This window comes from Oceanobacillus neutriphilus (assembly GCF_014645515.1).
Classification (GTDB): Bacteria; Bacillota; Bacilli; order Bacillales; family Amphibacillaceae; genus Oceanobacillus; species Oceanobacillus neutriphilus.
Window position 1 is genome coordinate 50714 of record NZ_BMLW01000014.1, and the last position, 14794, is coordinate 65507.

14 protein-coding genes are annotated in these 14794 nt (G+C 40.8%); all 14 read right to left on the bottom strand.

What is annotated here, in order from left to right:
- Nucleotides 1–98 precede the first annotated feature (98 nt).
- Nucleotides 99–1781, bottom strand: a complete 1683-nt coding sequence (locus IEX29_RS20805) for a peptide ABC transporter substrate-binding protein (protein ID WP_188736872.1) — start codon at nucleotides 1779–1781, stop codon at nucleotides 99–101.
- Nucleotides 1782–1797: 16 nt separating this feature from the next.
- Nucleotides 1798–2802: an ABC transporter ATP-binding protein gene (locus IEX29_RS20810; RefSeq protein WP_188736874.1), complete on the bottom strand. Its 1005-nt coding sequence runs from the start codon at nucleotides 2800–2802 to the stop codon at nucleotides 1798–1800.
- A 9-nt stretch (nucleotides 2803–2811) separates the two neighbouring features.
- On the bottom strand, nucleotides 2812–3768 hold the full coding sequence (locus tag IEX29_RS20815) for an ABC transporter permease (protein WP_188736876.1): 957 nt from the start codon (nucleotides 3766–3768) through the stop codon (nucleotides 2812–2814).
- A gap of 2 nt (nucleotides 3769–3770) precedes the next feature.
- A complete protein-coding gene (locus IEX29_RS20820; protein WP_188736877.1) occupies nucleotides 3771–4703 on the bottom strand; it encodes an ABC transporter permease in 933 nt (310 codons plus the stop codon).
- Between the two features lie 176 nt (nucleotides 4704–4879).
- Complete coding sequence (dppA, locus tag IEX29_RS20825; RefSeq protein WP_188736879.1) at nucleotides 4880–5704, bottom strand: D-aminopeptidase DppA; 825 nt, start codon at nucleotides 5702–5704, stop codon at nucleotides 4880–4882.
- A 759-nt stretch (nucleotides 5705–6463) separates the two neighbouring features.
- Nucleotides 6464–7795 carry a UDP-N-acetylglucosamine 1-carboxyvinyltransferase gene (gene murA / locus IEX29_RS20830; RefSeq protein ID WP_188736882.1) on the bottom strand — a complete coding sequence of 444 codons (1332 nt, stop codon included), beginning with the start codon at nucleotides 7793–7795 and terminating at the stop codon, nucleotides 6464–6466.
- 36 nt (nucleotides 7796–7831) lie between these two features.
- A complete protein-coding gene (locus IEX29_RS20835) occupies nucleotides 7832–8629 on the bottom strand; it encodes a YwmB family TATA-box binding protein (protein ID WP_188736884.1) in 798 nt (265 codons plus the stop codon).
- A gap of 54 nt (nucleotides 8630–8683) precedes the next feature.
- Nucleotides 8684–8932, bottom strand: coding sequence for a DUF1146 family protein (locus IEX29_RS20840; RefSeq protein WP_188736886.1), 249 nt, complete (start codon nucleotides 8930–8932; stop codon nucleotides 8684–8686).
- 416 nt (nucleotides 8933–9348) lie between these two features.
- Nucleotides 9349–9747, bottom strand: coding sequence for a F0F1 ATP synthase subunit epsilon (locus tag IEX29_RS20845; RefSeq protein WP_188736888.1), 399 nt, complete (start codon nucleotides 9745–9747; stop codon nucleotides 9349–9351).
- A 50-nt stretch (nucleotides 9748–9797) separates the two neighbouring features.
- Nucleotides 9798–11195, bottom strand: a complete 1398-nt coding sequence (gene atpD / locus IEX29_RS20850; protein ID WP_188736890.1) for a F0F1 ATP synthase subunit beta — start codon at nucleotides 11193–11195, stop codon at nucleotides 9798–9800.
- Between the two features lie 33 nt (nucleotides 11196–11228).
- Nucleotides 11229–12089, bottom strand: a complete 861-nt coding sequence (gene atpG / locus IEX29_RS20855) for an ATP synthase F1 subunit gamma (RefSeq protein WP_188736892.1) — start codon at nucleotides 12087–12089, stop codon at nucleotides 11229–11231.
- A gap of 80 nt (nucleotides 12090–12169) precedes the next feature.
- Nucleotides 12170–13681, bottom strand: a complete 1512-nt coding sequence (gene atpA, locus IEX29_RS20860) for a F0F1 ATP synthase subunit alpha (protein WP_188736894.1) — start codon at nucleotides 13679–13681, stop codon at nucleotides 12170–12172.
- A gap of 18 nt (nucleotides 13682–13699) precedes the next feature.
- Nucleotides 13700–14245, bottom strand: a complete 546-nt coding sequence (locus IEX29_RS20865; protein ID WP_188736896.1) for a F0F1 ATP synthase subunit delta — start codon at nucleotides 14243–14245, stop codon at nucleotides 13700–13702.
- A complete protein-coding gene (locus tag IEX29_RS20870; RefSeq protein ID WP_188736898.1) occupies nucleotides 14242–14769 on the bottom strand; it encodes a F0F1 ATP synthase subunit B in 528 nt (175 codons plus the stop codon). Before IEX29_RS20870 ends, IEX29_RS20865 begins: the two co-directional genes overlap by 4 nt.
- Between the last annotated feature and the right edge of the window lie 25 nt (nucleotides 14770–14794).

Below are 14794 nucleotides of genomic sequence, written 5' to 3' on the forward strand. Positions count from 1 at the left end.
GTTCAACGGTTTTGACGGGCAGGTACTAAAATTTTCTTTAAAATAGAGATAGGCTCAAGTGGAACCTGAAGGTCGGTACATGAGCCTATCTGCTTTTTTTACTCTGCTTTGTCTGCGTATTTCAGGTCGAAGTATCCTACCGGATGACGAAGGATTCCTTCCACACCATCTGCTTCAAGTACAACGACATTGTAGTAGCGGATCGGCATGGCAATCATTTCTTCAGCCAGCATTCTTTCTGCCTCATACAGATATTCATAGCGCTTTTCTTCGTCTGTTTCACTTTTACCTTTTTCGATAAGCTCATCGTATTCTGCACTTTCAAATCCGGTACGGTTCATATAAGAATCGCTTATAAAGCTCTCCAGGAAGTTGACCGGATCAGCGTAATCATTGAGAAATGAGCTTCTGGAGAATTGTAATTCAAGATTTTGCTGTGCTTCCGAAAATACATTCCACTCCTGGTTCTCCAAGGTAACATCGATACCTAAATTTTCACTCAGCATATTTTGCATTGTTTCTGCTACAGCCTGATTAACATCACTGGTACTGTAAGTCAATACAACCGGTGGAAGTTCATCGTATCCCTCTTCCTGCATTCCTTCTTCCAGCAGCTGTTTGCCAAGGTCCGGATCAAAGGATAGCAAATCACCATTTTCTTCACGGAAATCTTTTCCGTCCGGCGCTGTAAAGCCAGGTGATACAAAACCATATGCCGGCTCTACGCCCTGTTTTACTACATATTCTGCAATGTCATCCCTGTTAATCGCGTAAGAAAACGCCTGTCTGATTTTCTTATTTTGGAATGGCTCTTCTGTAAGATTAAAACGATAGAATTCTAGGCCGCCGCTTTCGCCGATAAATACATCATCTCCATCAATTAATTCATCTGACATTTCTGGAGGAATGCTCGCTGTATCTAACTCGCCTGTCTGGAACATTTGGTATTGTGTATTCGTGTCATTCACCATGGAAAAATGAACATAATCTAACTTGACTGCATCGACATCCCAATATTCCGGATTCTTGGCAAAAATCATTTCACTGTCATGCTCCCAGGTTTCCAGCATAAACGGTCCATTTGCTACAAATGTATCTGCTTCTGCATACCAGTCCGGTGTTTCCTCAGCAATCTGATGATTGATTGGGAAAAACGCCGGATTTGTCAGCAGATCCAAGAAAAATCCAGTCGGCTGTATTAAAACGACTTCCAATGTTTTGTCATCAACGGCAGTTACATTGACATCATCAGCTGATCCATCACCACTGTTGTACTCCTCGCCGCCCTCAATGTAGTACGCTAAAAACGCTGCCGGGGAAGCAGTATCAGGATCCAGCATGTGCTTCCAGGCAAAAACAAAATCCTCTGCTACAACAGGATCACCATTTGACCAATTCGCATCTTCACGCAAATGGAATGTATAGGTCAAACCATCCTCAGTAATATCCCAGCTCTCTGCAACACCTTCAGCTGCTTCTGAATTTTCGTCTAAACGGGTCAATCCTTCCATCAGGTTATTCAAAGGATCCCAGGATACCTGATCAAATCCGACGGATGGGTCGAATGATGCCGGCTCCTGACCGTTATTAATATATAATGTCTTTCCATCCAGATCCGGTGTTTCTTCTGCAGCTTCACCGTCTTCGCCATCTTCGTCATTACCTTCTTCTGTGTCTGTACCCTCCTGCGGCTCTCCAGCATCCTCATTCGCTGTACACGCTGCGAGAAATAGTGCTGTTAACATCACCAGGAGAACCCATAAAAGCTTCCTTTCTTTCATTGTCCTGCCCCCTTTTTTAAGTTTGTAAGACCTCAGCAGCCATAAGCCGCTTAGCCCGTTCATCCTGCAGCCAGCAATCCACTTGATGCGAATCGCTGATCCTTTCTGAAACGGGATAAACTTTATCACACACCTCCATTGCAAAAGGACATCTTGCAGTAAATGGACATCCTTTTGGAGGTGAGAATAAATCAGGTGGAGTGCCGGCAATCGGCTTCAGTTCTTCTTTTGCGTCTAATCTTGGAACAGAATTCAGCAGCCCCTGCGTATATGGATGCTCCGGCCGATAGAATATGTCCCGTTTACTTCCGGATTCAATAATTTTTCCAGCGTACATGACGATAATACGGTCGGCTATTTTAGCTACGACGCCTAGATCATGCGTAATCAAAATAATCGATACACCGGTACGTTCCTGAATCGTTGAAAACAGCTCCAGTATCTGCGCTTGAATCGTTACGTCCAGCGCAGTTGTCGGTTCATCTGCTATCAGCAGATCAGGATCACAAATAAGTGCAATGGCTATGACAATCCGCTGACGCATTCCTCCGCTAAATTGGTGAGGATATTGTTTTAAGCGTTCTTCCGGATTAGGAATACCAACCAGATCCATCATTTCGACGGCTTTTTGCTTTGCCTGTGCACCTGTAATTTTCTTATGTTCTTTTAACCCTTCCATCAGCTGTGTACCTATCGTTAAGGTTGGATTCAACGCTGTCATCGGGTCTTGAAAAATCATAGAAATATCAACACCGCGAATGGCACGCATTTTTTTCTCTGAATAAGCGGTTAAGTCCTGTCCCTTAAAAATTATATTCCCCTTTGTAATTTTCCCCGGGGGATCTGGAATCAGCCGCATAATGGCATTGGAGGTGACACTCTTGCCACATCCGGATTCACCGACTATCGCCAGTGTTTCACCTCTATCCAAGTGAAAATTGACACCTCTGACAGCTTGGACTGTCCCTCCATAAGTTGTAAATGTAACATGCAAATCAGTTACTTCGAGTATTCTTTCCAAGTTGTCCACCTACTTTCTTAATTTCGGATCAAGTGCATCCTGCAGTCCGTCTCCCAGAACATTGAAGGCAAACATTGTAAAGGAAATAAAGAATGCCGGGAAGAACAGTGTCCACCAGTTTCCGGATAATATTGCCCCTAACGAATCATTTGCCATCACTCCCCAGCTGGCAAATGGAGCCTGGATTCCGAGACCAATAAAGCTTAAAAATGCTTCAGCAAATATTGCTGATGGAATCGTTAACGTCATTTGGACAATAATCGGTCCCATTGCATTAGGCAAGAGATTTTTCCGGATAATCCGGAATGTTTTGGTACCGAATGACTTGGAGGCGAGAATAAATTCATAGTTTTTAATCTGTAAGACCTGCCCCCGCACAATCCGGGCCATCCCCACCCAACCGGTGATTGTCAGAGCCAGAATAATGGTTCCCAGGCTTGGACCGAGTACAACTAAGAGTAAAATAACAACTAATAAGTACGGTAAACCATATAAAACTTCAATAATGCGCATCATGATATTATCGGTGCGGCCGCCTTTATAGCCGGATATCCCTCCCCAGATAATACCGATGGTTACGTCGATTAATGCAGCTATAAACCCAACAAATAAGGAAATTCGGGCACCATACCAGGTGCGTGTAAAGACGTCTCTCCCTGCATTATCTGTACCGAACCAATGCTCCATAGACGGTGGCTGATATTGATCAGGGAGGCTTTGCCTGTTTACTTCATAAGGTGAGAGTATTGGACCGATAATTGCCATAATGGTAAGCAATACCAAAAAGATAAGTCCAAGCATAGCCATTTTGTTTTTAACCAGCCGGCGCCAGGCATCCTGCCAATAGGACAGGGATGGACGGGATACTTGTTCCAGCTTTTCTTTATCCCGTTCTTTCCAGGAAAACCATTCATCAGGGACATTGGCAGCAGATTGTGTGTATTCGATCTCTTTCTTTGATTTCATCTTTATTTGCCCCCTTTTTGATGCATTTTAATCCGTGGATCGAGTATGCCGTAAACAACATCCACAATAAAAAGCATTATAATCAAGAAGGCGCTGTAGAAAACAGTTGTCCCCATAATAACCGGGTAGTCACGCTGATTAATACTTTCTACAAAGTATCTTCCCATTCCCGGTATTGCAAAAATCTGTTCAATTACAAAGGTTCCTGTTAAAATTCCGGCAAAGAGTGTCCCCATAATCGTTACAACTGGCATTAATGCGTTTCTTAGCGCATGTTTAAAGATTACCTTCCAAGGAGATAAACCTTTTGCTTTAGCCATTTTGATATAATCCTGGGTCAGCACCTCCAGCATGGTGGAGCGTGTCAGCCGGGCAATGATTGCCATCGGGCCGGTAGCCAGTGCAAGCACCGGCAGTACCATATGAGCCGGGCTTCTCCAGGTAGCCGTCGGGAATATTTCCAGGTTTACAGCCAGCTGCTGGATAAGAAGTGTCGCTAAAATAAAGTTTGGTATGGAAATACCTAAAACAGCAATCCCCATTGTTAAATAATCCAGAAATCCGTTATGTCTGAGTGCGGCAATAATCCCGACTAATATCCCTGAAATTACTGCTAAGACAATCGTGATAATCCCCAGCTCAAAAGAAATCGGAAATCCTCTCGACAAGAGATCATTCACAGTCTGGTTAGGCTGTTTGATAGAAGGTCCGAAATCAAAAGTAACAATCGATTTTATGTAGAGCAGATATTGTATGTAATAAGGCTGATCCAGATTATAATGGGCCTCCAGGTTGGCCTGTACCGTCTCATTGGAGGACTGGTCGCTATTAAAAGGAGAGCCGGGTATATTGATCATCAATATAAAAGTAAGTGTAATAATCACCCACAATGTGATAACCATAATTAATAAACGCTTTAAAATATACTTCAGCATATGTTTCACCACGCTATCCTAAAATTTTTTCATACACTATTCCTGTTAGCTGACTCCTTCATAAACAGAAGGAGAAAAGTGAACCTGTAAAAATAAGAGAATAAACCGGCTTGTTATTAATGATAAATATGTTTGTTTTTTGTATTCATTACACTTTAAGAGGGCGTTGACACACTTTAAGAAAAAGTTGTCTGCATGGCTAATTCTGTCATTACGAGCATGGCTTGATAGGCTTCTTTGATATCCTTTGCCTGGAAACGGACTTTTGTTGTGCCTGAAATCCATGTTGTTCCCGGCATTAAATTCGCCCATTCTGCCTGTCCGCTATTATTAAACTCCATTGTCAGCTCCAGGTTATCTGGAGGAACCAGCGGTTTTACAAGGCTGCGTTGATCGAGGGCAAGCTTGACTTTCTCCTTAAGCAGAAGCCCGGCTTTTTTTGGTGTTAAACTTTTTACGGATGACCTGGAAATAGTTTCTTTCACGGCAGCGGTAGTCACATTGGGTATTAATTTTTCTGCTTCTGCTGCTGCCTGGTCATCTCCTGCCACAAATAAAACAGGTACACCATAATATCCGGCAAGATAGGCGTTCATCCCCATTTCACCAATACAATGATCATTAATATAAAAATTACGGACAGCATGTATCATGGAATGTGACATCACGCCGTACTGGCCGGCTCTGGCATGATAGCCTACAAAAAAAGCTCCGCTATATGTATCATTTAATCCTTGCATCATTGAAAACGGTTTCACTTCTCCGGTTATTAAAAGCGCATCCGGATGAATTAGATCAATAAGTAAATTATTCATCTTAGAATGGCTGTCATTAACTAAAACTTCTTCCGCTCCATAATCAAATGCAGCCTGAATGACATAATTTGTTTCCTCTGTCATGATTTTTCGGGCTCTCTCATAATTATGCTTCCTCCAGTCTACAAATGTAGCATCTGGCAGGCCTGTTATTCCTTCCATATCAACAGACATGTAAATTTTCATTTTCATCATCCAATCGAAATATTAGTAATTTTCTCTAAATATAGCATGTTTTTGTCAAAGTGAGAAGAGATATATTGTAAAAAATTGAATTATGATTCATTTCTTTTTCTAACCTTTTTTTCAGAAAAACGTATAGACTGCTATGTAAGCATGACATATTACTAATCATATCTATTTAATACGAATTCAAAAAATAATTCTTTGTTCCTATATATGCTGTATAGAAATATTTACTGCTACCATTTAGAGCATTCTAACAAATCATTTGATCTTTAAAGTTTTGGTGTTCTTGCCAAGAAGATGTCCGCTCCGGGAAGCCGCTTTCCACGGGCAACGCCTCAGCCTCCTCGAAAGAAGACCACTTTCTGCGGGGTCTTCACCTGTTGCTTTTCCCGTAGGAGTCGGCTTCCCTCCTCTCCCATCTATGAATAAATATGCTTCATTTTGCTTTCTTACAAGAAATAAAACTAATGCAAGCGGACGTTTTTTGGTGGAACGAATGATTGTAGTCCTAGTCCCATTGAAAAGAGTAGCGCGGAAATAAGTGTTCTTCTTTTTTACTAGGAGTATAAGCGACACTTTAGCTTTGGCTGCACCTATAAGTTTGGGAGCCACAGAAAACGTAGTGTATTTCTGGGCCTAATAAGATTACTTACCCAATCAACCCCTTGGAACTGCTACCTTTTATATAGATTATAATAAATCAAAAAAAGATGTACCTGGATAAGGCACATCTTTTTTTGATTTATGAATAGTTAATTATTCAGTGATAAATTCATTTAATTCGATATTTTCCTCTACGCCCAATGGCTGAATTACGACACCATTTTCATCAATGCGTCTAATGTCTGCGCCAAGATTCGCCAATTTACCTACAATATCGACATATCCGCGATCTAAGTGTTTTAACTCTGTAACCCGTGTGTAACCTTCACTTACAAGTCCTGCAAGAATAAGTGCTGCTGCTGCCCGTAAATCTGTAGCTGCTACCTCTGCACCTTGAAGTTCAGAAAGACCTTCGATAATCACACTGCGGCCTTCAATTTTAATATTCGCATTCATACGGCGGAATTCCTCCACGTGCATGAAACGATTCTCAAATACTGTTTCTGTTATAACACTTGTTCCTTTCGCACATAACATCAATGCCATCATTTGTGATTGCATATCTGTCGGGAAACCGGGATGTGGTAATGTCTTGATGTCTGTAGATTGAATATCCTCGGAGCCAATAACCCGTAAGCCGCCATCCTCATCTAAAACCTGAACGTTCATTTCCTCTAATTTTGAAACAACAGAACTCAAATGTTCACGTACAGCATTTTCTATTAATATGTTTCCGTTTGTAATTGCTGCTGCAACCATAAATGTTCCTGCTTCAATACGATCTGGAATCATTGTATGTTCTGTACCATGAAGTTTTTCCACGCCAATAATACGAATTGTTTCTGTACCAGCTCCAACAATTCTTGCACCCATTTTATTCAGGTAGTTAGCTAAGTCAACAATTTCAGGCTCTTTCGCCGCATTTTCAATAATGGTTTTTCCGTCTGCTAATGCAGCTGCCATCATAATGTTTTCTGTAGCTCCTACACTTGGCATATCTAAATAAATTTTCGCACCTTGAAGACGGCCATTTGATTTTGCTTCTACAAAACCATTACCGACATGAATGTCAGCGCCCATTGCTTCAAAGCCTTTTAAGTGTAAATCAATTGGACGTGATCCAATTGCACAGCCTCCCGGCATAGCTACCTTTGCGTGTCCATAGCGGGCTAATAACGGTCCCAATACAAGCACGGATGCACGCATTTTTCTTACATATTCAAATGGGGCTTCTGTTTCCAACTTGTTAGAAGCGTCAATCATTACTGTATTTTCTGTTGAATCGAATTCTACATTGGCATTTAAGTTTCGAAGTACTTCGTTAATTGTGTATACATCTGCTAATACTGGCACTTCTTTAATAATACTTCTTCCTTCACTAGCAATTAAGCTAGCAGCAAGTACAGGCAGGACTGCGTTTTTAGCACCTTCTACACGTACAGTGCCTTCTAACTTTCGTCCGCCACCAACGATGATTTTTTCCATGTCATAAATCCCCTTCAGAATCTAATTTCCCTATTATTAATATTCATTGATTAGGATAGGTGTTCCTATCATATAACTCATTTCCCCTTGACGATCAGCAACAGCAGCAATTTGCACATTTTTTGGGGTATTTTCCATGTAATAATACTGCTCCCATGTTTTTGTATACCCGTATGTACTTTTCTCAATCCTGGAATTTTCTATATTGTCGTATTTAGTCGATATATGCTTTATATTAAGATACATTTTTGCTTTATTTATAAATACATCGTGATTCATTATACCACTACCTTGTACAGATAGACAAGTATATAGTTGTGACTCTTTTGTTAAATAATTCTTTAGTATAGCTGTTTTTTCTTTCTGATACTTTTGGCTTATTTGATTATCCCACTCAGTCCCGTGCAGTACAATAATTACTTCTGCCGGTTCATTCTTATCCAAAGGAAGAATCACATTATATATTACGTAGAACGGATCGTTTTTGTGACGACTTTCAAAAGTATATTTCAAACGGTTTTCATCCTTATCCTCATGCGATGTATACTTTTCTTTCAAGCTTTGAACAAGATCCTCCGCACGTTCTGTTTCCAGCTGTTCCTTCATTGTAACCTCCCAAAAATTAATAGCCAGATCGTACTCTTCTGCAAAAGCCGCCAAGTCTTCCATTTCATCTGCATGATAAGGCAGGCTGAAGGCCTGATTGACTACAAAGCAAATAACAAGCAGTAAGCAAAAAGCCTGCTTTTTCAGTTGAACCGTATTTCGAAGGGCATGAAGGGGTCTTACTTTCGTAAAGGGAAAATTAGAATTAAAAAGAATTCTATGAAACATAAAAAAAACCTCCTATCAAATCTATTAATCTTAGTTTTGACAGAAGTGTTTATATCAATACATATTTATGAAAGAAAAAAGATATATTAAATCGCCTGACCATTGTAATATATCCAGGAAAAACCTGCTTACTCCTGTTCCGATAACAATTGTTATAAACAAAAGAAAAACTCTTGCTTCGGCAGACCTTCCTTTTTTAAATATTGTTTCGATACGAATCGCTGTGATTACCTTCCACGTCAGATAAATGAACATGATATGTGAAAAGATACTGATTAAAGCTAATTGTCCTGCTGAAAACATAGTAATCTCCTTTCTTTAAACGTTAAATTGAGATGTATGTTCAAAATGGTTAAGAGGCTGCATCACGACAGATAATCGTTCCTTAGTCTAAAACTTTTTTCTAACCCATCGACATTGAAAAAGACTATAAATATCTAATTCAACTTTTATATTTTGTCTTATAATACAGAATCATATTTCCATTCAATCATTTCCCGGGAAATTATAACATATTTCGTTTTATTTTTTCGATAAGAACTGCTTTCAAGACAGATTACGGTCTTATTTTGTGGTGATTTATTATCAATAATAAATTGAACTAAATAATGCGAGCAAGGACTTGCTTGTAATACGTTTTTGTTACATTTATAAGTTCAGCTTATAAAACAAACTCCCTGTCCATTATTTAGGCAGGGAGTTTATCTAAAAATATTTTCTTATGAATTTGCGATTTCCAGACGATTAATTGCTCGTTTTAATGCATGTTCAGCACGATATCTATCTACTGTATCGCTTTTATCCTGAAGACGTTTCTCTGCACGGTCTTTGGCTTGATTTGCACGCAGAATGTCGATATGGTCAGCAGTTTCAGCAGATTGTGCCAGGATAGTAACCTTATCAGGCTGTACTTCCAGAAAACCTCCACTGATTGCAACTTGCTTTGTATCATCCGCTTTTTTCAAGCGTGCGATACTAATCTGTAATGGAGCGACAAGAGGTATATGCTTTGGCATGATACCAATTTCACCAGTTTCCGCTTTACAGATGACCATATCAAAGCTATCTTCCAGAATCGGACCTTCAGGAGTGACGACACTTACTGCTAATGTACTCAATGTTTACCCCTCCTAACAGCTGAGGATGACGCATTATTCACAGCTGTCTTTTATTCCGAAGCTTTTGCTTTTTCAACTACTTCTTCAATTCGTCCAACAAGGCGGAAGGCATCCTCAGGAAGATCATCGTACTTTCCTTCAAGAATTTCTTTAAAGCCTTGAACCGTTTCTTTTACCGGTACATACGAACCAGGCTGCCCAGTAAACTGCTCAGCAACGTGGAAGTTTTGCGATAAGAAGAATTGGATACGGCGTGCACGAGAAACGACTAATTTGTCCTCTTCACTTAACTCATCCATACCAAGGATTGCAATAATATCCTGCAATTCACGGTATTTTTGAAGTGTCCGTTGTACTTCTACTGCCACTTCATAATGCTCCTGACCAACTACTTCGGGGTCAAGTGCACGGGAAGTTGATGCTAATGGATCCACGGCAGGATAAATACCTTGCTCAGAAAGCTTACGATCTAAGTTTGTCGTTGCGTCTAAGTGAGCAAAAGTAGTTGCCGGTGCCGGATCGGTATAGTCATCGGCCGGAACATAGATAGCCTGAATGGATGTTACAGAGCCTTTATCCGTTGAAGTGATACGCTCCTGTAATAGTCCCATTTCTGTAGCAAGCGTTGGCTGATAACCAACGGCTGACGGCATACGTCCAAGAAGTGCGGATACCTCCATACCTGCCTGTGTAAAACGGAAAATATTATCGATAAACAATAATACGTCCTGACCTTGTTCATCACGGAAATACTCTGCCATAGTAAGACCTGTCAATGCAACACGCATACGGGCACCAGGCGGCTCATTCATCTGTCCGAATACCATCGCGGTTTTCGCAATAACTCCGGAGTCACTCATTTCATAGTAAAGATCATTTCCTTCACGTGTACGTTCTCCAACGCCCGCAAATACAGAAATACCGCCATGCTCTTGAGCAATATTGTTGATTAGCTCCTGGATTAATACGGTTTTACCTACTCCGGCTCCACCAAACAGACCTATCTTACCACCTTTGATGTATGGGGCAAGCAAATCTACAACCTTAATACCTGTTTCCAGAATTTCTGTTTCTGTAGACAGATTCTCAAAGTCCGGTGCTTCACGGTGAATTGGATCTAAGCGGGTATCTGCTGGCAACGGCTCATCCAAATCAATTTTTTCACCTAAAATGTTAAATACTCGTCCTAATGTAATATCTCCAACCGGTACAGAAATTGGCCGACCTAAATCTTCTACTTCTGCTCCGCGCTGGAAACCATCTGTTGAGGACATCGCAATAGTACGGACATTATGATCACCAAGATGAAGGGCTACTTCCAGAGTTAAATCTTCACCCGGGTTTTTACTGCGTACTACTAATGCATTGTTTATAGCTGGGAGCTGACCATCTTCAAAACGTACGTCAACGACCGGTCCCATCAGCTGTGTTACGCGTCCTTTCGTCATCTGTTTCCCTCCTAACTTAACTTACCTGAGCGACTATTCAAGTGCTGCTACGCCACCGACAATTTCAGTAATTTCTTGTGTAATAGCTGCTTGACGTGCACGGTTATATGAAAGTTCTAAATCACCAATCAGTTCATTTGCATTATCTGTTGCACTGCGCATTGCAGTCATACTTGCAGCATGCTCACTTGCTTTCCCATCAAGTAATGCGCCAAAAATCAAACTCTCAGCATATTGTGGTAAGAGCACTTCCAGAATTTCCTCCTGGTTTGGCTCAAATTCATAATTAGATGTGGAAGCAGCTTGCTCCCCTATATTTTCAATAGGCAATAGCTGTTTATTTGTAACTACTTGGGAAATTGCACTTACATAATGGTTATAAATAATATGCAGTTCATCAATTTCCTGGTCGGCATACATTTGTACTGTCTCAGAAGCAAGATTTTTCACATCTGCAAATGTAGGGTGATCGGACATTCCTAATATACTTTGAGTAACTGGAAGACCACGCTTACGGCAGAAGTCATAACCTTTTCTTCCAATAACAATGATGGTATATTCATCCTTGCTGGAATGTTTTTGCTCAATGTTATTTACAAGACTTTTTAAAATATGACTATTATAAGCTCCAACCAAGCCACGATCAGAAGTAATAATCAGATAACCTGTTTTCTTCACTTCACGTTTTATAAGCATTGGATGCTTTGCATCTGTATTGGAACTTGCAATACTGCCTACTACTTCCTGCAGCTTATCTGCATAAGGAACAAACCCGCGCGCATTCTGTTCTGCCTTGGACATTTTAGATGCTGATACAAGCTCCATTGCTCCAGTGATTTGTTTTGTTTTTTTCGTTGAGTCAATTCTTCCTTTTAAATCTCTAAGTGATGCCAAGCTTTTCACCACACTTTCCTATAAGGAATGCGGGCCGAAGATTCTTTGTCTCGGCCCTTTTTACTTCTATCTAAGGCATCTTATTGATTAGATGGTAAGAATGTATTCTTGAAGCTTTCGATTGCTCCACTGAATTCTTTTTCATCCGGAAGATTGCCTGTTTCACGAATTGTTGTGAAAATATCATTTTGATTATTCTCAATCCAAATATTCATTTCTTCTTCAAAGCGTAAAATATCTTCAACAGGAATATCATCTAAGAATCCTCTTGTCAGTGCATAAATAATTGCAACCTGTTTTTCAACGGCCATTGGTTTATGAAGACCCTGCTTCAATACTTCAACAGTACGTTGACCACGATTAAGTTTTGCCTGCGTAGCTTTATCCAAATCAGAACCGAATTGCGAGAATGCCTCCAGTTCACGGAAAGAAGCTAAGTCAAGACGTAATGTCCCGGCAACTTTTTTCATGGCTTTAATTTGTGCGGATCCACCTACACGAGATACAGATAATCCCGGGTTAATCGCCGGACGTACCCCTGAGAAGAATAAGTCGGATTGTAAGAAAATCTGACCATCTGTAATAGAGATAACGTTTGTAGGGATATATGCTGAGATATCACCTGCCTGTGTTTCAACAAAAGGTAATGCAGTTAAAGAACCGCCGCCTCTTGCATCACTCAGCTTAGCTGCACGTTCTAATAAACGTGAATGCAGATAGAATACGTCTCCAGGGAATGCTTCACGGCCTGGCGGACGGCGAAGTAGCAGGGAAAGTTCACGGTAAGCAACCGCTTGTTTAGATAAATCATCATAAACAACAAGAACGTGTTTGCCGTTATACATGAACTCCTCACCCATTGCTACACCCGCATATGGTGATAAGTATAATAATGGAGCCGGATCAGATGCACCTGCAGTTACAACAATCGTGTAATCTAATGCGCCGTGCTTACGGAATGTTTCCACTGTAGCACGGACAGTAGATTCCTTTTGACCAATTGCCACATAGATACAAATCATATCCTGATCTGCCTGGTTCAAAATCGTGTCGACAGCAACCGTTGTTTTCCCGGTTTGACGGTCACCGATGATTAATTCACGCTGTCCGCGTCCAATTGGTACGAGTGCGTCAATTGCTTTAATACCTGTCTGTAATGGCTCATCAACAGATTTACGATCCATTACTCCTGGTGCCTGTGCTTCGATTGGGCGGGTTTTGGATGTTTCAATTGCTCCTCTTCCGTCAATCGGCTGGCCAAGCGGGTTAACCACACGGCCTAAAAGCTCCTCACCAACCGGTACCTGCATAATACGGCCTGTGCGACGAACTTCGTCACCTTCTTTAATATCCTGGTAAGGTCCGAGAATAACGATACCTACATTACTTTCCTCTAAGTTCTGAGCCAAGCCCATTACTCCACTAGGAAATTCAAGGAGCTCTCCGGCCATTGCGTTATCAAGTCCGTGTGCACGTGCGATACCGTCCCCAACTTCAATAACTGTTCCTACATCAGTAACTTCTATGTCTGAATCAAAATTTTCAATTTGCTTTTTTATCAGCGTACTAATTTCTTCAGCATTAATGCTCATACCATTTCACCCCTATCATCATTTATTAGCAGACACAATACTACGGGAGATTCGATCCAGTTTCCCTTTCACCGTACCGTCATAAATCGTATTTCCAACTCTGATTTTCATCCCGCCAAGAACGGAAGGATCGACGATATTGTTCAGTTGAACTGCGCTTTTACCTAACCGGACAGCAAAAGAACGCTCTAAATGATTCTTTTCATCGTCCGATAATTGGCGTGTCGAATATACTGTAGCATCTGCCATTCCTTTTGCATCATTTACTAAAGAAATGAACTCGTCGATAATGGTTGGAATGATCGTTGTTCGATGGCGATCCACAAGTAATTGAAGTGTATTCAAAATGGTTTGGTCTACCCCTTGGAATGCTTCAACTACAAGCTGTTTCTTTTTTGCATTATCAATTTTTGGATGCGTCAGGAATTTAGCTAATTTTTTATCATTCTGAAAAACAGGCTGTACAACTTTAAAGTCTGCGACAAACTGTTCTAATTTTTGCTGTTCTGCTGCAAGGCTGAAAAGAGCATCTGCGTATCGTTTTGCAACTGCTACATTACTCATCGCTCTTCTCCTACCTCTTTAATGTATTCGTTGATCAACTTCTCTTGATCCTGCTCGCTTAATTCTTTCTCAATTACTTTACTTGCGATCAATACAGATAGAGATGCCACCTTATCCTGTAATGCCTGAATCGCTCTTTCTTTCTCGTTTTGAATATCTGCCTGAGCAGCTTCTTTAATGCGTTCTGCTTCTTTCTTCGCAGCTGCAATAATCTGTTCCTGTTGACTGGTGCCTGCTGATTTTGCATCTTCAATCATTTTTTGAGCTTCTGCTCTAACCTGATTTAGCTGATCAGCTGCTTCTTTAGAAGCTTTTTCGGCTTCAGCTCTGCTTCTTTCGGCTTCTTCAATTTCATCCGCCACATACTTCTCACGTTTTTCCATTATATTCATCAATGGACCCCAAGCGAATTTTTTCAGCAATGCAAGGAGTACTAAGAAGAAAAACAGCTGAACCAGCATATCTACCCATTGTAAACCACCGACATTGGCGCCAATTGTTAATGAATCAATATATGAATGCACGAACCCAACTCCTTTCACTAAGACG

What these genes read in the sequence shown, in the direction of transcription:
- IEX29_RS20840 (WP_188736886.1), bottom strand. Translation starts at nt 8,932, where the DNA reads ATGTTTTCAGCAGGACAATTAGCTTTAATCAGTATCTTTTCACATATC.
- IEX29_RS20820 (WP_188736877.1), bottom strand. Translation starts at nt 4,703, where the DNA reads ATGCTGAAGTATATTTTAAAGCGTTTATTAATTATGGTTATCACATTG.
- atpA (WP_188736894.1), bottom strand. Translation starts at nt 13,681, where the DNA reads ATGAGCATTAATGCTGAAGAAATTAGTACGCTGATAAAAAAGCAAATT.
- IEX29_RS20865 (WP_188736896.1), bottom strand. Translation starts at nt 14,245, where the DNA reads ATGAGTAATGTAGCAGTTGCAAAACGATACGCAGATGCTCTTTTCAGC.
- murA (WP_188736882.1), bottom strand. Translation starts at nt 7,795, where the DNA reads ATGGAAAAAATCATCGTTGGTGGCGGACGAAAGTTAGAAGGCACTGTA.
- atpD (WP_188736890.1), bottom strand. Translation starts at nt 11,195, where the DNA reads ATGACGAAAGGACGCGTAACACAGCTGATGGGACCGGTCGTTGACGTA.
- IEX29_RS20815 (WP_188736876.1), bottom strand. Translation starts at nt 3,768, where the DNA reads ATGAAATCAAAGAAAGAGATCGAATACACACAATCTGCTGCCAATGTC.
- IEX29_RS20805 (WP_188736872.1), bottom strand. Translation starts at nt 1,781, where the DNA reads ATGAAAGAAAGGAAGCTTTTATGGGTTCTCCTGGTGATGTTAACAGCA.
- IEX29_RS20835 (WP_188736884.1), bottom strand. Translation starts at nt 8,629, where the DNA reads ATGTTTCATAGAATTCTTTTTAATTCTAATTTTCCCTTTACGAAAGTA.
- dppA (WP_188736879.1), bottom strand. Translation starts at nt 5,704, where the DNA reads ATGAAAATTTACATGTCTGTTGATATGGAAGGAATAACAGGCCTGCCA.